This window comes from Kangsaoukella pontilimi, assembly GCF_009830125.1.
In the GTDB taxonomy this organism is placed as follows: Bacteria; Pseudomonadota; Alphaproteobacteria; order Rhodobacterales; family Rhodobacteraceae; genus Kangsaoukella; species Kangsaoukella pontilimi.
Genome location: NZ_WUPT01000003.1, coordinates 288,790 through 307,652, shown reverse-complemented (window position 1 = coordinate 307,652; position 18,863 = coordinate 288,790). Strand labels below are relative to the sequence as shown.

18 protein-coding genes and 1 tRNA gene are annotated in these 18,863 nt (G+C 60.6%); 6 read left to right on the top strand and 13 right to left on the bottom strand.

Features of this window, described 5'->3' with window-relative positions:
* Positions 1 to 13: 13 nt before the first annotated feature.
* Positions 14 to 1,540, top strand: coding sequence for an aldehyde dehydrogenase (locus GQ651_RS17060; RefSeq protein ID WP_160765472.1), 1,527 nt, complete (start codon positions 14 to 16; stop codon positions 1,538 to 1,540).
* A 1-nt stretch (position 1,541) separates the two neighbouring features.
* Here GQ651_RS17060 and GQ651_RS17055 read toward each other — a convergent pair whose 3' ends face one another.
* Positions 1,542 to 2,297: an alpha/beta hydrolase gene (locus GQ651_RS17055; protein WP_160765471.1), complete on the bottom strand. Its 756-nt coding sequence runs from the start codon at positions 2,295 to 2,297 to the stop codon at positions 1,542 to 1,544.
* 530 nt (positions 2,298 to 2,827) lie between these two features.
* Here GQ651_RS17055 and GQ651_RS17050 point away from each other — a divergent pair.
* Complete coding sequence (locus tag GQ651_RS17050) at positions 2,828 to 2,977, top strand: FAD-dependent oxidoreductase (protein ID WP_227258322.1); 150 nt, start codon at positions 2,828 to 2,830, stop codon at positions 2,975 to 2,977.
* 595 nt (positions 2,978 to 3,572) lie between these two features.
* Here GQ651_RS17050 and GQ651_RS17045 read toward each other — a convergent pair.
* Both GQ651_RS17045 and GQ651_RS17040 read right to left on the bottom strand, forming a co-directional pair.
* Positions 3,573 to 4,202, bottom strand: a complete 630-nt coding sequence (locus tag GQ651_RS17045) for a LysE family translocator (RefSeq protein ID WP_160765470.1) — start codon at positions 4,200 to 4,202, stop codon at positions 3,573 to 3,575.
* A gap of 134 nt (positions 4,203 to 4,336) precedes the next feature.
* The gene (locus GQ651_RS17040; protein WP_160765469.1) at positions 4,337 to 5,164 is read right to left on the bottom strand and encodes an NmrA family NAD(P)-binding protein; all 828 of its coding nucleotides are present in this window, start codon (positions 5,162 to 5,164) and stop codon (positions 4,337 to 4,339) included.
* 140 nt (positions 5,165 to 5,304) lie between these two features.
* Between GQ651_RS17040 and GQ651_RS17035 the strand changes: the two genes are divergently transcribed.
* Complete coding sequence (locus tag GQ651_RS17035) at positions 5,305 to 6,276, top strand: AraC family transcriptional regulator (protein ID WP_160765468.1); 972 nt, start codon at positions 5,305 to 5,307, stop codon at positions 6,274 to 6,276.
* A 653-nt stretch (positions 6,277 to 6,929) separates the two neighbouring features.
* Here the strand turns inward: GQ651_RS17035 and GQ651_RS18830 are convergent.
* Together GQ651_RS18830 and GQ651_RS17025 are read right to left on the bottom strand one after the other, a co-directional pair.
* Positions 6,930 to 7,664, bottom strand: coding sequence for a DUF6538 domain-containing protein (locus tag GQ651_RS18830; protein WP_227258321.1), 735 nt, complete (start codon positions 7,662 to 7,664; stop codon positions 6,930 to 6,932).
* A 77-nt stretch (positions 7,665 to 7,741) separates the two neighbouring features.
* A complete protein-coding gene (locus GQ651_RS17025; protein WP_227258320.1) occupies positions 7,742 to 7,993 on the bottom strand; it encodes a hypothetical protein in 252 nt (83 codons plus the stop codon).
* 288 nt (positions 7,994 to 8,281) lie between these two features.
* Here GQ651_RS17025 and GQ651_RS17020 point away from each other — a divergent pair, with 288 nt between their 5' ends.
* Positions 8,282 to 8,665, top strand: a complete 384-nt coding sequence (locus GQ651_RS17020) for a RidA family protein (protein WP_227258319.1) — start codon at positions 8,282 to 8,284, stop codon at positions 8,663 to 8,665.
* Positions 8,666 to 8,863: 198 nt separating this feature from the next.
* On the opposite strand, the gene GQ651_RS17015 is transcribed toward GQ651_RS17020, so the two are convergent.
* The 5 genes from GQ651_RS17015 to GQ651_RS18825 form a co-directional block, all read right to left on the bottom strand.
* Positions 8,864 to 9,478, bottom strand: a complete 615-nt coding sequence (locus GQ651_RS17015) for an ABC-type transport auxiliary lipoprotein family protein (RefSeq protein ID WP_160765465.1) — start codon at positions 9,476 to 9,478, stop codon at positions 8,864 to 8,866.
* Positions 9,475 to 11,223 (bottom strand): MlaD family protein, encoded by a 1,749-nt coding sequence (locus GQ651_RS17010; protein WP_160765464.1) that lies wholly within the window; start codon positions 11,221 to 11,223, stop codon positions 9,475 to 9,477. The genes GQ651_RS17015 and GQ651_RS17010 overlap by 4 nt, the downstream gene beginning before the upstream one ends.
* A complete protein-coding gene (locus GQ651_RS17005) occupies positions 11,223 to 12,032 on the bottom strand; it encodes an ABC transporter ATP-binding protein (protein ID WP_160765463.1) in 810 nt (269 codons plus the stop codon). Before GQ651_RS17005 ends, GQ651_RS17010 begins: the two co-directional genes overlap by 1 nt.
* Positions 12,029 to 13,159, bottom strand: coding sequence for an ABC transporter permease (locus GQ651_RS17000; protein WP_160765462.1), 1,131 nt, complete (start codon positions 13,157 to 13,159; stop codon positions 12,029 to 12,031). The genes GQ651_RS17005 and GQ651_RS17000 overlap by 4 nt, the downstream gene beginning before the upstream one ends.
* Before the next feature lie 640 nt (positions 13,160 to 13,799).
* A complete protein-coding gene (locus tag GQ651_RS18825; RefSeq protein WP_319637480.1) occupies positions 13,800 to 13,943 on the bottom strand; it encodes an HNH endonuclease in 144 nt (47 codons plus the stop codon).
* Positions 13,944 to 14,545: 602 nt separating this feature from the next.
* Here GQ651_RS18825 and GQ651_RS16990 point away from each other — a divergent pair.
* Together GQ651_RS16990 and GQ651_RS16985 are read left to right on the top strand one after the other, a co-directional pair.
* Positions 14,546 to 15,724 carry a primase-helicase family protein gene (locus tag GQ651_RS16990; protein WP_160765461.1) on the top strand — a complete coding sequence of 393 codons (1,179 nt, stop codon included), beginning with the start codon at positions 14,546 to 14,548 and terminating at the stop codon, positions 15,722 to 15,724.
* The gene (locus tag GQ651_RS16985; protein ID WP_227258318.1) at positions 15,714 to 16,100 is read left to right on the top strand and encodes an HNH endonuclease; all 387 of its coding nucleotides are present in this window, start codon (positions 15,714 to 15,716) and stop codon (positions 16,098 to 16,100) included. The genes GQ651_RS16990 and GQ651_RS16985 overlap by 11 nt, the downstream gene beginning before the upstream one ends.
* Before the next feature lie 131 nt (positions 16,101 to 16,231).
* Here the strand turns inward: GQ651_RS16985 and GQ651_RS16980 are convergent.
* From GQ651_RS16980 to GQ651_RS16970, 3 genes are all read right to left on the bottom strand, one after another.
* Positions 16,232 to 16,306, bottom strand: a tRNA-Gln gene (locus GQ651_RS16980).
* 73 nt (positions 16,307 to 16,379) lie between these two features.
* A complete protein-coding gene (locus tag GQ651_RS16975) occupies positions 16,380 to 17,990 on the bottom strand; it encodes a capsule biosynthesis protein (RefSeq protein ID WP_160765460.1) in 1,611 nt (536 codons plus the stop codon).
* On the bottom strand, positions 17,965 to 18,627 hold the full coding sequence (locus tag GQ651_RS16970) for an ABC transporter ATP-binding protein (protein WP_160765459.1): 663 nt from the start codon (positions 18,625 to 18,627) through the stop codon (positions 17,965 to 17,967). Before GQ651_RS16970 ends, GQ651_RS16975 begins: the two co-directional genes overlap by 26 nt.
* Between the last annotated feature and the right edge of the window lie 236 nt (positions 18,628 to 18,863).

Sequence of the window (18,863 nt, the reverse complement as noted above, 5' to 3'; positions counted from 1 at the left end):
TGAGGTTCGACACATGCCGGACACTGCGACCCAGATAAACCAGTTGAGCATTCCCGACTACTTTCCGCTTCACATCGGCGGAGAGCCCCGCGACGCCACCGGCGGCGCACGCTTTGTCGTCGAAAACCCGGCGACGGGTGAAGCGATCTGCGAAATGGCTGAAGGCGACGCGTCAGACGTCGACGCCGCAGTGAAGGCGGCGCACGCCGCGTCGAAACCCTGGGGCGCCAATAGCGGTGCCGAACGTGCGGACATCCTGAACCGGATCGCTGCCCTACTGACCGAGCGGCTTGATGACTTCATCGCAGTCGAGGTCGCGCAGACCGGAAGGCCCATCCGCGAGATGCGCGCCCAACTTGCGCGCCTGCCGGAGTGGTACACGTATTTCGCAGCGGTCGCGCGCACGCATGAATCGAACGTGCATCCGTTCGGCGGCCCCTACCTGAACTATTCCCGCCGGATGCCACTTGGCGTCGTTGGTCTGGTGACGCCTTGGAACCATCCGCTGCTCATCCTGACGAAGAAACTGGCGCCCGCGCTCGCCGCCGGAAACGCGGTCGTCGTCAAGCCAAGCGAGGTTGCGCCGATTACGCCGATGATGCTCGCCGCGCTGATGGAGGAAGCAGGTCTTCCGCCCGGCGTCTGCAACATGGTGACGGGGATGGGACCCATCGCGGGGGCCGCGCTCAGCACTCATGAGGGGATCGCGAAGCTCGACCTCACTGGCGGCACGGAGACCGGACGGCGGGTGGCCGCATTGGCCGGCGAGCGGTTGACGCAGTTCGCGGGCGAGTTGGGCGGCAAGGCCCCGGTGATTGTCTTCGACGACGTGCTCGACAGCAGCGCAGCGGCCGCAACCCTGTTCGCTTCGTTCATCGCCGCCGGGCAGACCTGTGTACAGGGCGCGCGTCTCCTTGTGCAGAATACCGTGCGCGAGAAGGTGGTGGACATGCTCGTTGAGCGGACCCAGTCGCTGGTCGTCGGCGATCCTACGCAATTCGAGACGCAAATCGGTCCGATGGTCTCAAAGCGCCAGCTCGATGTGACGATGAAATACGTCGAGATCGGCAAGAACGAGGGCGCGACCCTTGCCGCAGGCGGTGAACGGCTGACGGGCGGGATCTACGACACCGGATATTATCACGCACCCACCGTATTTACCGACGTCACCAACGACATGCGCATCGCGCAGGAAGAAATCTTCGGTCCGGTTGTCTGCGTGCTTGGCTTCGATACAGAAGAAGAGGCTATCGCGCTGGCGAACGGTACCGAGTTCGGACTGGCCGCCAGCATCTGGACCAAAGACATCACCCGCGCGCACCGCGTGTCGCAATCGATCGAGGCCGGAATCGTCTGGATCAATGATCACCACCGGATCGACCCCTCGTCACCATGGGGCGGCTTCAAGGCCAGTGGGATCGGTAAGGAAAATGGCATCGTCTGCTATGAGGGCTACACGAAGCTGCAAAGTGTCGTCGTGAACCTGTCCGACGACCGTTTCGACTGGTTCGAGGATTCGAGCGACAAGCGCTACAGCTAGGTCAGACAGACGGCGGCGTCCCGAGACCCGGAAGTGTTGCGCACAGCCAGTCCGACACTTCCGCGGAGACTGCGTCGAAGCGCCCGGTGTAGAAGTGATCGCAATCCGGAACGATCCGCGCCGTACCAGGCCCTGCGATCTTCTCGACAAAGGCCGCTGCCGGGTACATCTCGGGCGGCTCCTGATCGCCCGCGATGAAGAGCGTCGGGCAGGAAATCTCCGGCGCAAGCTCCATTGTCGCCGGTAGACGGTCAAGGTTGTCCACCAGGCTCTCCGCGGTTATCGCGTACCACCAGCCGGGCAAGAGCATCAGGTCAGCGCCGCGCCCGGCCGCGACGGCTTCACGGGCCAGCTCCTCGAACTCCGGCAGACGATCTTGCGCCAACAGGCCATTTGCGCTCGCGAAAGGCACCATGCCCGTTCCACCCTGATGCGCGGACAGCAGGACCAGCGCCGGAATGTCGTCGCGTTCAGCCGCATGGCGCGCCGCGAGCATTCCACCGTTCGAATGACCGATCACGATGGGCGCCGCATCCATCCGACCACGTAGCCACGCCTCGGCGTAGACAGAGTCCGAGATGGCTTCCTCGATGCGCTGAAACGCTCCGCCTGTAGACTCGCGGCTGTTCAGCGTTGCAATGACGTCGTGGCCACGCCGATTGAAGGCAAGCGTGGCGATACCAAGTTCTGCCAGTACCGGTGGCAGAAACTTCGGTGCACCGGTATAGAAATTCATGCAGTTACCATGAAGGATCATGGCTTGCGCCAGGGGCTCCGCTCGAGGCCTATAGAAGAGGCCATCCAATGGATGCGAGTCCGTTTCGATCGAGACAAGGGTGATATCATAGCCAGCCATGGCTCCACTGCTTCTCCATCGGCCAATTCCGGTTACCCATCTTTCGCACCCAGATGATGGAAGCAAGCCTCGCCGTTCTTTGATGGGTGATGGAAACCGATCACTCCAGATTTCTTGTCCCGATTAGAAGCGTATGACTTCCAAACACCGGCCCCAGCATATGCATAGCCAACGACTTCGACAGGAGCAATTCAGGTCCGATTTCGACCGTCACTAGGCTACGATAAGGGCCGGTATGTAAAGTCGAGCTGGCTTCCGCTTTGATAGCTGCAAACGCTTTGGCAAACTTTCGTTCCGCTATTCAGACGAAGACACTTAAGCCGACTCTCGTAGCTCTGGACACCGTTCACAAATTGCCCGGGAAGCACAGGTAGTTCACCTCGACGCGAAGGAGCGCCCTCTGGCGCCTTCAGATATCTCGGGATGACGTTTTGGACGTAGTCGTCATCGGTGCCGGACTGTCAGGCCTTACAGCTGCATTCTTACTACAGAAAGCGGGGGCGGATGTTCAGCTGATCGAGGCCGACGCGCAGATCGGAGGCCGGATATTCGACTGGTGCGCTGTTTGCCATTCAAACTGACTCCGATAGTCCGGAGGCGGTCCCGATCTCGCTCGACAGGCCAATCGCCGGACCGGATGGGATCGAAGCTCTTGGTAATGGCGATCTGCTGGTCGTCGAAGGACAAAGCAATACGCTTTCGTTGATAAGGGTCTCGCAAGACATGAGCTCCGGGATCATCGAGCCTGTCGCCACTGGTTTCCAGACCCCTACCACTGTTGCCGCCAACGGCGACAAGGCTTTTGTGGTGCAAGGGCAACTCGGTCGGTTCTTCGGGATGGATCCTTCGCCAGTTGAGCCATTCGAATTGGCTGTGGTCCCGCTAGGAAACTAGAGAAGCGTCTTCCCGTGGGCTAAACACCCCTCAGGCATCAGGGCCGGACCTTTTCGCAAAGAGAACAAGGTCCGGCTTGTCCGTCTACCCGGACCTACTGTGCCGGCGATGCCGCTGCCATACTGATTGGTCGCACAAATCTAGATCGCGGATCACGACGTCGCTCGAAGCGTCCTTGCGCTCCGAGTGTGCCCTTGGCGCAGGTCGGTATCATCTTTCGGGAGTCGCTCGTATGCAGCGGGGAAAAGTGCGAAACAGGACCGCAGCGATCGATCCCGATTTCTAACCGAGAGCGATCAGTGTGGCGCTCAGCAAGATCAGACCGGCCATGGCAGAAACCGCTACTCGCCCCCAAACGTCACTGGACAGAAGAGTGCCGATCGCCCGGCCGGCAAGCAACCACGTCCCGTTGCAGAGTGGCGCGATGACAAAGAATGCGCAAAGCATGATTGCCGCCCTTTGCCAGGCCACCTCGGCGAGGTCCGCGTAGGCTCCCGTCACTGCGACGGCCATGGTCCATGCCTTGGGGTTGATCCACTGGAACAGTGCGGCCTCGATCAGCGTCAACGGACGGGCGACCGCGCCGTTCGTGCTTCCCGCTTTCCCGAAAGCAGATCGCGACAGGGCGGGTCTTGCCAGTTGCCAGGCCGTGTATGCGAGCCATGCGACACCACCCCATTTCAGTATGCCGAGCACGATCGGCAGGCGGTCGAGAACCACACCCAAGCCGCGAACCAAGCCCGAAAGCATGATCCCGAAGCCGAAGGCGATGCCGAAGATATGGGGCAGGGTTGCCCGCACGCCGAACGCGGCACCTGAGGCCATCACCATCATGTTGTTTGGGCCCGGCGTGATGGAGGCGACGAAGGCGAAGTACACGAAGGCCAGAAGTACGGAAATGTCCACGGTCATGTCGATCTGCTATTGGCGGATGAGGTTTGAAGGTCAGGCGGAAGCGCGAGGGAATGTGCGCAGGAACAGCACTGGCAGAACCAGGAGCGTGGCCGGGTCTGTGGCCTTGAGGATCCCCAGACCCGGCCGGACGGCTACGCGGCCGCTGACCATACTCCTTCAGCAGCGGCGCGATCGCAGAAGTCCGCAAAATCGCGCGGTTCGCGGCCCAAGGCCCGCTGGACGCCATCGCCCAGCCGTGCGTTTCGCCCATCAAAGATCTGCCGACAGACCTCTGTGAAGACATCCGCCAGAAGCTGATCTTCGAGATCCACGAGCGCCGCGTGGAACTGTTCGAAACTGATCGGGTGATAAGTTACGAACCGTCCTGCGACTCGCGCCAACTCCGCCGAGGCATCAGCGAAGCTCAGCAGCCGCGGGCCTGTCACCTCGTATTCCTGCCGCGAATGGCGCGGATCGGTCAGAGATGCGGCCACGACTTCCGCGACGTCGTCGATATCGACGAAAGGCTCTTTGACGTCGCCCGCTGGCAGGGCCAGAACGCCCTCACGAACTGAATCGTACAAAAAGCCCTCCGAGAAATTCTGCGCGAACCATGCGGCGCGCACCAGGGTGTAGTCCAAACCGGACTTACGCACGATGTCCTCGCTGGCTTCCGCTACCGGCTCGCCGCGGCCCGCCAGAAAGACAAGCTTCTTCACGCCGGCGTCGACGGCCGTCTCGGTCAGCATCCGGATCTTCTCGGGCACTCCGGGAAAGGCGAGATCGGGATAGTAGTTGATATAGACCGCCGAGGCGCCTTTCAGCGCATCGGACCAGGTTTCGGGGCGCTCCCAGTCGAACAGCGTTGCCGAACTGCGGGATGCGCGGCGCACCTCGTGGCCGGCGGCTTCAAGAAGGTTGGCGACACGACTGCCAGTCTTGCCGCTGGCGCCGATCACCAGGATTGGGGATTTTTGCATGGGATACGTCCTTTCGAAGTTGTCACGATGCACGATAGGTATGGCGCAACAACTGGACGCTCTATATCATAAGATCCATGATATTTTGCCATTCGTCCCAATTTGTGGACACAGGTTTCAGTGTGGAGACAGAAAGGCGCATGACCTATCCAAGCCCGCCCCTGGCCGACGGGGCCGATCCGCTCGGGGCAAGCCTGCATCTCTTGCGGTTAGAGGGAACGCTCTACAACCGCGGAGAACTGACGGCGCCCTGGAGCGTTTCTGTGCCGCGGCTGGACGGCCAGTTGGCCTTTCTCGCCGTGACACACGGCAGGTGCTTTCTCGGGGTCGACGGAGAGGCACCGATACCCATGGCACCGGGAGACCTGGCGATCATGCCGCATGGCACGCCGCACACCGTCTGCAGCGATCCGGATTTCCCTGCCATTCCCCTGATCGATATTCCTGTTGAGAAGGTCTCCGAGCGGCTCGAAGTGCTCCGTCACGGGGGAAGCGGCGAGATGACACGCACGATGTATGGCTGCGTGCGCTTCGACCATGTGGCCGCGCACAATCTTGTAAGTCACCTGCCTCGGGTGATCCATATAGATAGCTGGGACAACGATGCGGGAAGCTGGCTGCAAAGCACACTGCGCCTTGTGGCTCGAGAAGCGGCACAACTTCGCCCCGGCGGCGAAACCGTCATCACCCGGCTCTCCGACATCCTGGTGATCCAAGCGCTTCGATTCTGGCTCGAGAACTCGCCGGACGCTCAGCGCGGATGGCTGGCCGCTCTGCGCGACCCGCAGATTGGCCGTGCGATGGCGATGATCCACGCAGAACCGGGTGCCGACTGGTCAATGAACCGACTGGCGCGTGCTGTTGGCATGTCCCGCTCGGCGTTTGCCGCCAGTTTCACGGCACAGGTGGGTGTTGCTCCGATGACCTATGTGAGGCACTGGCGGCTTAGCATCGCACGCGACCGCCTGCTGAACACGAAAGACGCACAAGCGAGCATCGCGCACGATCTGGGCTATCAATCCGAAGCTGCCTTCTGCCGCGCGTTCCGACGCCACTATTCCATCGCACCAGGCAGCATGCGTAAGTGGTCCGCCAACGACGTACGCGACTGACGCAACACTCCAGAAGCGCGCGATCGACCGAGTCTCCGCATGAGGTTGAGACAGAGTTCATGGCTATCGGCAGTTATTCAGGTCATGGAGATCAAACCGTTGTCATAGGCACCACCTAGCGGGCTCGGAGCCATGTTCACTTTTGCTCCTTTACTCCGCGAAGCGCTGCGAAACGAGGTATCGGACAAGTCTCCCAACTAAAAAGAAATTCATACGACGGAGCGCATTTTCAAGCGATCGGAACATTCACTTGAACTGCGCATGAAACTGCGCAAGCAGTTGAAATCGAGCCCCAATCGCCCCCATACTTCACTGGACAGACTCGTCGCGGTCGTCCAACGGCGGCTGTTCGGCCGAATGCAGACCTGGCTTCTGAAGCCGGAATCGGCTCCTTGGTGCTCGAAGGAGACATCTGACCGATTTACTGAGATGTCCTTTTCTCCGTGCTAAGCGGACATCCGACTTCCACACATCCCCCACCGAGATCGCCTCTGATTTAGTCGCCGAGCCGAGTGGACTTCCGGCGCTGACAGAGCGTCACTGACCTGACCCATTCTTATGCCCCGGCCTGTCCGGGGCTGCGCCAGTAGCGGCAGCAAACGGACGCTGCCGCCTTCGGCAAAGTAGAAGGGAGAGAGCCGACATGACGGACTTCAAAACGGATGAACCAAACCTGCAAAGTCTACGGGAGGCGTGGACAGCCGCCTTTGGAACCGCGCCGGACAAATACCTGTCCCGCAGGTTGATGGCGAAGGCCCTGGCCTGGCATCAGCAATGCGAGGGTGCAGGCGGCTTTCCAGCCCCATTGAAGCGGCGCCTTCCAGTCCCAACCCCCGCGTCCGCCGCGACTTGCCGACCGCCCTGGACAGGTTCGGCAGAACAGAGACGAACCAGCGCCCATCCTCCCGGGTGACGTGGGTGATCTGCCGGTCTCCGAATTTGGAGCTGAACAGACCGACGCTGTAGCGGACGCTCTTGAAGCCACCGGGGCGCAGTTCACCGGCGCGTTTGCGAAGGTATCTCTCCGCCAACTCGCCTACCGTCGGCACCCTGACGGCCCGCTCGGTGTCGTGATAGGCCGCCCCGCCCACCGTCAGCACCTCCGAGCCCAGAGCGGCCCGCAGAGCGGTCAGGGAACGGTCTCCTTCGTGCTCCCAAGTTTTTGCGCCGTTCAAAGCTGTGGCGACGCCGGACCGAACGCGCTTGATCTGGCGGTCGACTTCCAGGTTCAGTTCGGCGGCCCGGGTGGCGGCGACCTTGGGATCGCTAGTCTTCAGGTAGCGCTTAAGGGCGCGCGCACCGAGGACCGGCGCGACGTCTGCCGGATAGTGGCGGCGATAGAGCCACGTCTGGTCTTTCAGGTAGGCATACTTGATCTTGCTGGACATGACGTCTCCTTTCCCCGGCGGTGCGGGGTTCAAAGCTTTTGAAATGTTGAGAAGGGCGAGCGTTCGGCTCGTGGGGATCAGCGCCGGTGGACGGCTTTGATCAGATCGTAGGCCGGTTCGCCGTACTCTGGAGCCAGAGGGCCCGTCTGCGAGTAGCCGCCGACGCAATCGTCGTAGACGTAGACGACGCGGAACAGGTGTTCAGGCACGTCGTCGAAAGCGTGGATGACCACGACCGAGCCGGTGCGCACGTCATCGCGGGTGATCGCAGTGCTCTCGCCATGCCCCGGCGGATCGGTGTTGGTTGAAGGGGTGAAATCGTCCTGCATGGCAGTCTCCTGTGATGGTTTTCTCCATTACAGGTGCCGGGATTTTCTCGGTTTTAGCGGGCGAGAGGCGTCGCAGGAAGCGCTTGTCGATCTAAATCCCACGCCTTCGCGGGTTCCGTCGGGTGCCTGCCGGGGCCTTCTTGTTTTTTCTCGAAAGCGGTCATTCGGCTCAGATGCGGCGAACGGCGGCTTCGAGCCCTTTGGTGACGCTGCGCGCCTGTGCTTCTCCTTGCTTGGCTGCGCCAGGCCGTCATAGGCTTCCAAACGATCCAATAAGGGGAATCCATGATGAAAAAGCAGGTCGTCAGCCATCCGGATATGCCAGATCCATATGGCGCCTATTCGACTGTCGTTCGGGCCGGAGACTTCATCTTCGTATCAGGGCAAGCGGGTATAGACCCAGAAACCGGAACTAAGGCCGGAGAAAGCTTCGAGGCGCAGGCAAGGCAAGCTTTCAAGAATCTCAATAGCTGTCTTGAATGCTCCAACTCATCGATGGGTGATGTGGTGAAGGTTATAACTTGGTTGGGCGACGCTAACGAACGTGCGGCCCTCAACGAGCTCTTCGCGGAGTATTTCCCCGACGAACCTCCAGCGCGGTCTACTCCGATTGTCGACCTCCCGATGGGCCTTTTGCTCTCGATCGAGGCGACTGCGATCGCCAAATCGTGAGGTGTCGAGAAAAAGACTGCTTTGTCCGCGAACCGGTCATTCGAGTGTTTTCGTCAGAAGGCCGCTCGTAGCCCAAAGCTGAAGTTCAGTTATGTCCCGGCAGAACAGTCTTGTACCGCCATCACTTGGCCCGAATGCCAAACTCGCAAGGAATTCACCCTTGGTGAAGAGGAGGCTGAATTACGATAACGCTGGCACTCAACGAGTGTGCGACACAATCCAAGGCACGGCGTCTGCAATAACTCTTGTTGTTGCGCGATCGAATGCTTCGACTATCGCGACTGCATCGGTGGATAGGGATTGCTCTGTCGCCGAGAAGGCTCGCGTAGCGACAACCGTTGCATTCCTTTCGCGAACGATACGAAAGACCAGACGGACACGGATCGTCGCGCCGCTTACTCCCTCTCCCGATTCCCCCTGGAAGTCGGTCAGTTCGCTCAAGACAGCGTAATCGCCGTTCGTTCCCAAGGGGCGACGACCGACAGAACCGAGCGCGCCCGCTTCTGTAAGACTCCTCACCAGAAGTGTCTGAAGCATCACAGGCACCGGGTCTGCCCATCGCACACCGGGCAGGTATTGCGCCTGAAGCGGCGCTGGTCGGATCATGATCCGTTCGACCGCAAGCGCCCCGCTGCCGACCGGCTCTTCGACGACAACTTCCACATTTCGGCGGGTACCGGCCCTCTGGACCTGTGGCGTGCGGAGCTCGTACACCTCGAGCGGCTCGGACGCGTCTTCCAGAGCGGAGATTGCGGAGCATCCGGTAGCCAGCAATGGCAGAAGCAAAAGAAGCAGTCGCACTCTTGCATTCATCGTCTGAACTCCGGGGCACGTGGATCAAGGAAGAATCGGCTCGGGTCGCGGCGGATCTGCTCAACCAGCGTGTCGAGGTTATCGATCAGAGCCCGCGTCTCGGCAGCAAGCCGACCGTATTGCGGCAGCGCGCTTGCCGCAAAGTCGCGAATGGCCGGTGCGGATTGGTCGACAGCGCGCGCGATCTGAGCAAACGCTGTCTCGGCCGACCGGCTCGCCGCGCGCAGGTCTTCTGTGACGCCGGGTATTTCCGTTGCGACCTGCCCGACCGTTGTCTCCAACTCGGCGAGTGTGGAGCGCAGACTCTCGATGATCTGGCCGATATCCTCATTCAAAACGCGGTCGGCCCCTTGAAACGCCGTTTCCGCCGCCGTCAGGGCGCGGTCGCCGGTCACAAGCGCGGCGTTGATCGCCGACAAGGTCTCATTGGCATTGGCGAAGGTCACGCGGGCGGCATTCAGCGTCTCATCCGCGCTCAAGGTGAGGTCATCTACCCTGCCAGACGCCGATGAGAGGTCGTCGCCGACACGCATGATCGTTGCCGACGCGCTTTCGGCGGCTGCACGTATCTCGGATAGTATCACTGGAAGATCGGTTTCGGCGGTGTCGCCGATCATCGCGATCACCTCCGTCGCTTCCGACGTCGCCACCCTCAACTCCGAGATCAGTGGCTCGGCGCCATCGGCAATCAGGCCATCGAGTCTTTGCGCGACCGAATCCACGCTTTGAAGTGTCGTATCGACTGTCGCGATCATCGCGTTCGCCGCCGTCAGCGTTTCCCTCGCCTCGGTCAACCGCGCCGTGGCCGCTTGACCGGTCTCTTCGTAAGTTTCAACGAGGCCGGATACGCTTTCGCTCAGCTCGGCAAAACGCGTCTCGATCTCGGTGACGGACAGGCTTAGTCGCGAGGTTGCTGGACCAAGCGCTTCAGTAAGGTAGCGGTCGGTCGTAGTGATTGTCGTTTTTGCCTGTTCGAGGGTCTCGGCCCCTACTGCCAACACCCGCCGCGCGTCGCTTGACAACTCATCGAGCGAAGACAACGTCGTCTCGGCGGCGGCAAGAACGCCGGACGCATCTCCCGTCAGTTCATCAAGCGTGGTGTTGAAGCGGTCTATCTCTCGGGCGAAATTCGAGACTGTCCCGCTAATGGCCGAGAAGTCGTCGAGCGCCTGAGCGAACGAAACCGAAGACCGTTCGACATTCTCCAGTATCGACTCGACCCGCCGCTGGTTCTCACCACCGATCAACTGACGCAACTCGCGCACAACCTCGAGTGTCTCGGCGAGGATTTCCGGAGCATCCTGAGACAGGGACTGCAACACCGATTGCCCGGCCTCGATCATTGGAACATCGTCATTCGTGTCGACGGAAGACCTCGCGATAAGCGGCGCGTCGGGCGATCCCGGCGATATTCCGACATAAGACACGCCTGTCACGCCCTGCGCCTCGATCGTCGCGATGCTGTCCTCCCGGACGGGGGTTTCGGCGTCAACCTCGATCCTGACACGGACGCTGCCATCGTTGTTCGGCGAAAGTCGAACATCGACAACCTGTCCGACCGGCAGTCCCGAAAACCGCACATCGGAGGCGTCGCTCAGACCTGCGACCGAACGGAAATCGATGTCGTAATACGCGAACTGGCGATCCAGCTGCACATTTGCGAACCAAAGGAAAAACCCCAGGATTCCCAGAAAACCGGCGAGTGCGAACGCCCCTATCAGAACGTAATTCGCGCGCGTCTCCATTACGGGTCCTCTCCTGAAGCCACGTCGGGTGACGACGGTTTGAACGCCGCGCGCGCCCGGGGGCCGTGAAAGTATTCACGCACCCAAGGATCGTCGACGCCTAGCATATCCTCAAGAGTACCCGTCGCGAGTACCTTACGATCGGCAAGGACAGCAATGCGGTCGCAGATGGCGTGGAGCGTGTCGAGATCATGCGTGACGAGGAAAACCGTCAAGCCAAGGGAACGGCTGAGATTGCGGATGAGATCGTCGAATGCGGCGGCACCGATCGGATCGAGACCTGCCGTTGGCTCGTCCAGGAACACGATCTCCGGATCGAGCGCGAGCGCCCGGGCAAGACCTGCCCGTTTCCGCATGCCCCCCGAAAGTTCGGAAGGATACTTGTCGCCTGCCAGGTATTCGAGCCCCACCATCGATATCTTCAAATCGGCCAGTTCCCGTCTGAGGGTCGGCGCCAGCCCCTGAATCGCGCGCATCGGCACTTCCACGTTCTCGCGCACGGTAAGCGATGAAAAGAGAGCACCGTCCTGGAACATTACACCCCAGCGTTCGTCCAGGGTGTCGCGCGCGGCCTCTGCGTCGGCCAGCACGTCGATGCCGAAAACCTCAATCGATCCCGATGTCGGCTTCTGCAAACCTATGATCGATCGCAGCAGGACCGATTTTCCGGTGCCCGATCCACCGACCACGCCCAGAATCTCTCCGCGGCAGACATCGAGGTCGAGGTTCTCGTGCACGACATGGGAACCGAATTGGTTTTTCAACCCGCGCACACGAATGATCACCTCTGCCGTTGTATTGTCCTTCATAGCCCAATCTGCGCGAAAAAGATTGAAAACATGGCATCGGCCACAATCACGGCGAAGATCGCCGTTACGACCGCGTTCGATGTCATACGACCAAGCGACTCGGCGTTTCCCTTCACCTGCATGCCGGCGTGACAGCCAACGACCCCGATGATGAGCGCAAAGAACGGTGCCTTTACAAGACCGACAAAGACATGACTCACGTCGGTCCCCTCGATCAGCCGCGTGCGGAACATCGATGGGGAAATGCCAAGATCGATCCACGCCATCAAAGCTCCACCCAAAAGGCCCATGAGATTGGCGATCAGCCCGAGGATCGGCAACATCAACAGGAGCGCCAGAATGCGCGGCAGAAAGAGGACCGTGGCCGGATCGAGGCCAAGGGTGCGCATGGCATCGATCTCTTCCCGCATCTTCATGGACCCTATGGCCGCCGTGAAGGCCGAGGCCGTGCGACCTGCCACGATGATCGCGGTCAGGAAAATGCCCAGTTCGCGGAGGATCGAAATCGCGATCAGATCGACGACGAAGACCTCGGCCCCGAACTGCTGCAACTGGGCGGAGCCCTGAAAAGCAAGGACAACGCCTATCAAGAACGCCATGAGCGCGACAATCGGAACTGCGCGGAGACCGACATCCTCGGCGTGCGCGACAAGGGCGGTCAGACGGAACTCGTGCGGATGCCGTATCATACGCGCCAGCCGATCGAAGAATTGCCCAAGATAAGCTGTCAACTCGACAAGAAATGCGGTGCCTGAAGCAACCGCGCGACCGATTTTTTCCAAGAATGCCACAAGGCCTCGGGCACTGATGACAGGCTCCGTCTTGACCGGCATCGCTCGTCGAACGCTCTCCAGAAGGAGAATGGTTTCTTCACTCGCGTTCCGGAGTTCGAGTGTTCTGCCGTGGCCCAAAAGTCGCGTTTCCAGATCACACAGCACCCATGCGCCAGCCGTATCCATTCGTTCAACGGCCGCCAGGTCGATAAGCGTGTGATGATCGGGCTCGAGCTGTCGAAGCCTCGGATAAAGTTGAGAAACGGTATTCACCGTAAGCGCACCGACAAGTCGGAGGTGATCGGCCTCCTCCCCCCTCGCCTCGGATAGCTCCATGCGGATTTGCTGGTCCATGCGCCCCCGATCATTCGTGCCGTACGCGGCGTGCAGTGTGATTTGAATGTGCCACATCGTAAGCGCGTTTGACCGCTTGGCGAAGAGCCAAGCCATCATTTAACTGCACTCAACCTCCCTTCTAGCACAGGGCACCGCAGGATGCCGGACGGCAGATTCGTCCGCAGAGCGGTCATTCGTACCGATCGCTACGAACGGCAGCTTTCGGACCGGTGGGGCGAACGACAGACCTCGCACCGTCAAGGACCGCCAAGCCTAAGCCGACACGAGAGCGCGCTGGTGAAGTGAAGGGATCGGCCCGTGAGAGGGCGTTGGGACAGTCGAAGCGACGGGCCGAGGGATCGCCCGGACACACCACCCCAGCGTCACGCTTGGCTCAGCCTCCCTCCGTCCCCGTCGAAGACCACCCCTCGCACCCGTTTCGCCCCACGAACCGCCCCAGATGGTGGACTTTTCCGGGGTTTTCGATGGGTTTCTAGGTGATGCTGGAAATCCTACCACCCCAGCCAGGCCGGATTCCTTCAAAGATCGTTGGACCTTTTCGCCCGGATAGCCTGGAAACGGCCCCACCAATCGCCCCTCCCGCGGGTGAGACGGGTGCCCCGCCCGGCGGACCGGACGAGGCTTGATCAGGGGCGGCTCAGAGGAACCGGTGGTCGACCCCTCCGGCCCAGTACTCCCAGTCGTCCCGCTTGTTGTCCGCCTGCGTACCGAGGATCAGGTGCTCCGGCCTCATGCACAGACGATTGTGACAGCGGTGCCGAACGACCCAGTCCCGCCCCACGATGTGCCGCTCCAGCACGCAGTGGACGAACCGGTAGGCGGGTCGCGAATGTACTCGGGAGTGTGTCGGACGAAGGTGTTCGGCCCGAATAAAAAAACTAATTTGGCGACTTTTCTGACTGGTCGGCCTTCGCTAGGGAACTCTTCGGATCGAGGAATCGGTCCCTCAGTGCGCCGTAGCCTTCGGGCAAGAACACAAAATTCATCGCGTCTGGCTTGCTGAGTTCTACACGCCGGTGGCGACACTCAGCCACCGGAAAACGCATAAAAAACAATAATAAGGCGTCTTTTGACGCCAGAAAGCGACAGACTTTGACCAAAATTGATCTGTAAATCCTAGGAGGAATCCGCCCAGAAAACCAAGATGAGGAAGATGCTCGCAGAAAGCGAAGTATCGAGGAACTGACTAAGGCCATGTGCTCTTGGTACGTTCGCCGCGATAGCAAGTTCTACGCGGTTGATCGTCTTGAAACGAAACTGTCGAGGGATGATGTCGAACGAGCCTGCGTAGTCAGGTTCGCGGAAGAATTCCCCGAGGCAGACAAGAGCGCAGATGTTTTAGCCGCGGTATTTAATCGTGCCATCGCGCTAAGGCACTCGGCTTTGGACCAGACCATTCCGATCTGGAATGGTTCTGTTCGATGCGATCCATCCACTCCAGGACGTCTGATCCGGGAAAATGGGATGGTGGGCGTCAACAGTTGGTCACCGCCAGCTTATCGAAGGCTCGATGACATCGAACCCGACATGGGCAAAGCAGGTGAATTCTTCGATGCGATCTTCACCCGTGACGCCGAGAAGGAGATGTTTCTCGATTGGGTCGCGTGGTGTTTGCAAAATGAGGAAGACAAGCCGACTTGGGCTCCATTCCTCTACTCGGAGGCAAAAGGCTCCGGGAAAAGCACGCTCTGCCAGCTGATAGCGCGGCTCTTCGGAGAGCAAAACGCGGTGACGCTGAACAACGTCGACAAGCTGGCCGCTCGCTTCAACAGCACAGTTCTGGCGAGCAAGTTGGTGATATCGGAGGAGCTTCGGCTGAAGCCCGACTCGTCGCAAGGGAACGCGTTAAAGACGTACATCACCGAAAAGGAGGTGACGGTTGAACGCAAAGGCCAGGAGGCACAGCGGACAGAGCAATGCTGCTGCTTTCTGTTCACCACCAATCACCTCCCACTTTGGATAGAGGAGTACGACAGACGGTATTATCTCATCGATATTGATCACGACGGCCACTCGACCGGACCACACGCCGGTAAGTTTTCACGGCTTGTCGGGGAGATCAAAGAGGCGATGAAAGAAGAGAAGTTCTTGGCAGGGCTCTACAAATCCCTGATGACTAGGACGCTCTCCGAGGGATTCTCAGCGAAGACCTTGAACGTCGTCGAGGACGCTACGCCGCTCATGAAGCGGGTTCACGGGGCGCATGGGCTGGCGACGCACGAACTGATGCGAGATCATCTTGCTGACCTTGGCCAACACGCGGTGCCGTTGGCGGACATCGCGCGGATCATATCTGACGAGCTGAAATCTAGCGCCAACTCAGACAGGCATATCATGACTAAGCTGGGCTGGCGGAAAGCGGAGGCAAAGTGGGGAGGCAAAGACTACCGCCGAACCATCTGGGTCGACGAAGGGTTCTGGATCGAGCGCGGCGAAATCAAGGGGCCTGATGGATACAGCCAAAACCTGGCCGAACACCTTCGAAAGCCCGATCTGCTTGAAGATCCCACACCCGCGATGGACCCTGCTCCATTCGATCTCGGGCTTGAAGATGTCTACTGATCTCTTCGAAGATGCGGTGATCTACGAAGATGAAAGCGAGCGCTGGATGCGCGACGTCATCGAAAATCACTACGAGGAGGCCCGGCAACGGGCCCTCTCACTCCTGGAAGATACCCGAGAGACGGCGGAAGGCTGCTGGGTCACCAACACCGCCGCCCCGCGCAAGGTAACCTTCCGGGGTCACCAGCTACCCGCCTACCGGTTCGTCCACTGCGTGCTGGAGCGGCACATCGTGGGGCGGGACTGGGTCGTTCGGCACCGCTGTCACAATCGTCTGTGCATGAGGCCGGAGCACCTGATCCTCGGTACGCAGGCGGACAACAAGCGGGACGACTGGGAGTACTGGGCCGGAGGGGTCGACCACCGGTTCCTCTGAGCCGCCCCTGATCAAGCCTCGTCCGGTCCGCCGGGCGGGGCACCCGTCTCACCCGCGGGAGGGGCGATTGGTGGGGCCGTTTCCAGGCTATCCGGGCGAAAAGGTCCAACGATCTTTGAAGGAATCCGGCCTGGCTGGGGTGGTAGGATTCGAACCTACGGTACACGGTACCAAAAACCGCTGCCTTACCACTTGGCTACACCCCAGCAGGCTGGCGCTTCTTACTCAGACCGTTTGGTCTTCGCAAGCCCCGTGCAAAGGAAAAACCGATGCCCCCGCTCAGTTCGAGACCTGGTCCCGCAACACCGCCAGCGTGATCGACGCAAGAAGGTAAAGTCCCGCGAAAATGAAGAGCGCAATCAGCGTGTTTTCGAAGACCTTCGGATAGGTCGGCTCGTCGGGGGGAATCGGTGCCACGCCGAGCGACAGGAAACGCACCTGACGCATCGCCTCGATCCGGGCCGCTTCCATCTGCTGCAGCGCCTCCTGCATCATCATGGTCCGCGTCTCCAGATCGACCTCCGCCATGCGCAGTTCCGCACTCATCGAGGCAAGCGAGCGGGTCTGCGCCCCGGCCTCGGTCAATTGTGCGCGCAGTTCTGCCACCAGGTTTTCAAGGCGCCTGATGTCACCCTCGACGCCGGCCACGCGGGCCTGGTTCGGCTGGGCGTTGTCGAGAAGCTGCTGAAGCTGAAGCCGGCGTTCGGCGATCTGGGTCTCGAATGTCGTGATCTGGCCCATCAGGGCCGATGTCTCGGTTTCGGCATTGATTACGCCCAACTGCTCCTGAAGCGTGAGAACCTTTTCCTGAGCGGCGACCATCTTGGCTTCGGCCTCGTCAAAGCTCTCGCGGGCACCGCGCATCTGGTCGTCGCGCTTGCGCTCGGTCACGCTGTCCACGCGCTCTTCCGCATAGCCGATCAGCGCCTCGGAGAAAGCCTGGCTCATCTCGGGGGACAGCGCCGAGACCTCCATCCGGATCACGCCCTCGGTCGGATCGTAGCCGATGGTGATGTGGTTCTGGTAATGTGCGTAAAGGTCCTCGTTCGAGGCATCCGGCGGCACCCGCTGCAAGCCGTCGATCGCAGGATCGCTGAAATGCGCGCGATAGTCGTGATCGGCGTCCAGTCTAAGCATGGCTTCCCGAGACATCAGGAAGTCCTGAACCATGATCGAATCCTGGCTGGTCGCCATGGCGGTACCCCCCAGGAGACCTCCGCCTGCGCTCGACGCCGAGTCGGCCTGCTGGACCACGAATTCCGAGCGGGTGGCGTAGCTGGGCGTGGCGATGAAGGCGAAATAGAACCAGGACACCAGTGTCGGAAGGATGACGAATACGCAGAGACGCGCGACAAGAAACGTCACGTTGCGCTGTCGGCGGCGGACGATGTCGCGCTGGATGCGCTCCAGCTCGTGCAGTCTGAGCGGGTCTTCGGCCGCAGGCGTGCCGGGAAGCTGGGGCTCCGAGCGGACACGCTGCGGAAGGTTCGGCGTCGCCGCAGGAGCGGCCGTCCCTGCCCCGGCTTCCTGATGTTCGACTTGCGGCTTTGAACGCGCGTGGACCAGTTCGAGCATGTTGGCGCGGTCGAACGGATCGATCCCCTTTGCCCTGAGCAGCCGCACCGCATCGAAATCCGAGCCGGGGTTCAGGCCGTGCTTCTGCGCCAGCCGCCGCGCCATGCGCAGCTGCCGCCCGGTCAGACCTTCCTTGCGGATCTCGGCGATCCCCGCGGCGGCGTGTCCCGCTTCGGCCTCGGCGGCGGCAGAGCCCGGAAAGGGCGTGTCGCCGAAGCCATCCTCGGTCCCGGCCGGGCCGGACGCACGCACGGCGTCGGCCGGGGTCGGATTGCGGCGAATGCGGAACTTATGCGCTTTGGGCTTCATAGTCATAGAGTTCTTTCGCCTCTTCCAGAGTGTCGAACATGATGAGTTGGCCGTCCTTCAGAACGGCGGCCGACCGGCAGAATTTTTCCAGTGTGCTGGCCTGGTGGGACACGATGACCACGGTCGCCGTCTTCAGCCGCTCGCGCAGGATGTGACCCGCCTTCTTGTTGAACGCCGCATCCGTCGTGGCGGGCATTCCCTCGTCGATCAGATAGATGTCGAAATCGAGCGCCAGGAGGAGCGAGAAGGAAAACCGCGCCCGCATGCCCGCGCTGTAGGTGCCGACGGGCATGTCGAAATACTCTTCCAACCCGCAGACCCAGCGGCAGAAAGCTTCGAGGTAGTCGGGGTCCTTGCCGTAGAGCCGCGCGATATAGCGCGCGTTCTCCATCGCTGTCAGGCGCCCCACGATGCCGCCCATGAAGCCTAGAGGGAACGAGATGCGCGAACGGCGGAGGATGTCGCCCTCATCGGGTTTTTCCAGCCCCGCCATCATGTTGATAAGCGTCGTCTTGCCCGTCCCGTTCGGCGCGAGGATACCGAGGGAATTGCCCAGTTCCACGCGAAAGGACGCGCGGTCAAGGATCACCTTGCGCCGCTCGCCCGTCCAGTAGGACTTGCTAACGTTCCTGAACTCGATCATGCGACCTGCTCGTGCCTAGATTCACCGGAAGTTAACCTTCCCGGCTTGCAGGACCTGTGACGATCCTTTGTCAACATTATGGCCGAGGTGATATTGGGACCGCAATTGCAAAGGGCCCGGCCTATCGCGGTTCTTCGCCTATGTGTCCGGCAGGACTCTGCCGAAACCCCGTGACGTCGCGGCGGGTCGAAAAAGCATCTGGCGCCGCAGCATGCGTTTTACATCTCGGCCAGCCA

Excerpts from the sequence above, each read along its gene's own strand:
- GQ651_RS17060 (WP_160765472.1), top strand. The coding sequence starts at position 14 with ATGCCGGACACTGCGACCCAGATAAACCAGTTGAGCATTCCCGACTAC.
- GQ651_RS17055 (WP_160765471.1), bottom strand. The coding sequence starts at position 2,297 with ATGATCCTTCATGGTAACTGCATGAATTTCTATACCGGTGCACCGAAG.
- GQ651_RS17045 (WP_160765470.1), bottom strand. The coding sequence starts at position 4,202 with ATGACCGTGGACATTTCCGTACTTCTGGCCTTCGTGTACTTCGCCTTC.
- GQ651_RS17040 (WP_160765469.1), bottom strand. The coding sequence starts at position 5,164 with ATGCAAAAATCCCCAATCCTGGTGATCGGCGCCAGCGGCAAGACTGGC.
- GQ651_RS17035 (WP_160765468.1), top strand. The coding sequence starts at position 5,305 with ATGACCTATCCAAGCCCGCCCCTGGCCGACGGGGCCGATCCGCTCGGG.
- GQ651_RS18830 (WP_227258321.1), bottom strand. The coding sequence starts at position 7,664 with ATGTCCAGCAAGATCAAGTATGCCTACCTGAAAGACCAGACGTGGCTC.
- GQ651_RS17025 (WP_227258320.1), bottom strand. The coding sequence starts at position 7,993 with ATGCAGGACGATTTCACCCCTTCAACCAACACCGATCCGCCGGGGCAT.
- GQ651_RS17020 (WP_227258319.1), top strand. The coding sequence starts at position 8,282 with ATGAAAAAGCAGGTCGTCAGCCATCCGGATATGCCAGATCCATATGGC.
- GQ651_RS17015 (WP_160765465.1), bottom strand. The coding sequence starts at position 9,478 with ATGAATGCAAGAGTGCGACTGCTTCTTTTGCTTCTGCCATTGCTGGCT.
- GQ651_RS17010 (WP_160765464.1), bottom strand. The coding sequence starts at position 11,223 with ATGGAGACGCGCGCGAATTACGTTCTGATAGGGGCGTTCGCACTCGCC.
- GQ651_RS17005 (WP_160765463.1), bottom strand. The coding sequence starts at position 12,032 with ATGAAGGACAATACAACGGCAGAGGTGATCATTCGTGTGCGCGGGTTG.
- GQ651_RS17000 (WP_160765462.1), bottom strand. The coding sequence starts at position 13,159 with ATGGACCAGCAAATCCGCATGGAGCTATCCGAGGCGAGGGGGGAGGAG.
- GQ651_RS16985 (WP_227258318.1), top strand. The coding sequence starts at position 15,714 with ATGTCTACTGATCTCTTCGAAGATGCGGTGATCTACGAAGATGAAAGC.
- GQ651_RS16975 (WP_160765460.1), bottom strand. The coding sequence starts at position 17,990 with ATGACTATGAAGCCCAAAGCGCATAAGTTCCGCATTCGCCGCAATCCG.
- GQ651_RS16970 (WP_160765459.1), bottom strand. The coding sequence starts at position 18,627 with ATGATCGAGTTCAGGAACGTTAGCAAGTCCTACTGGACGGGCGAGCGG.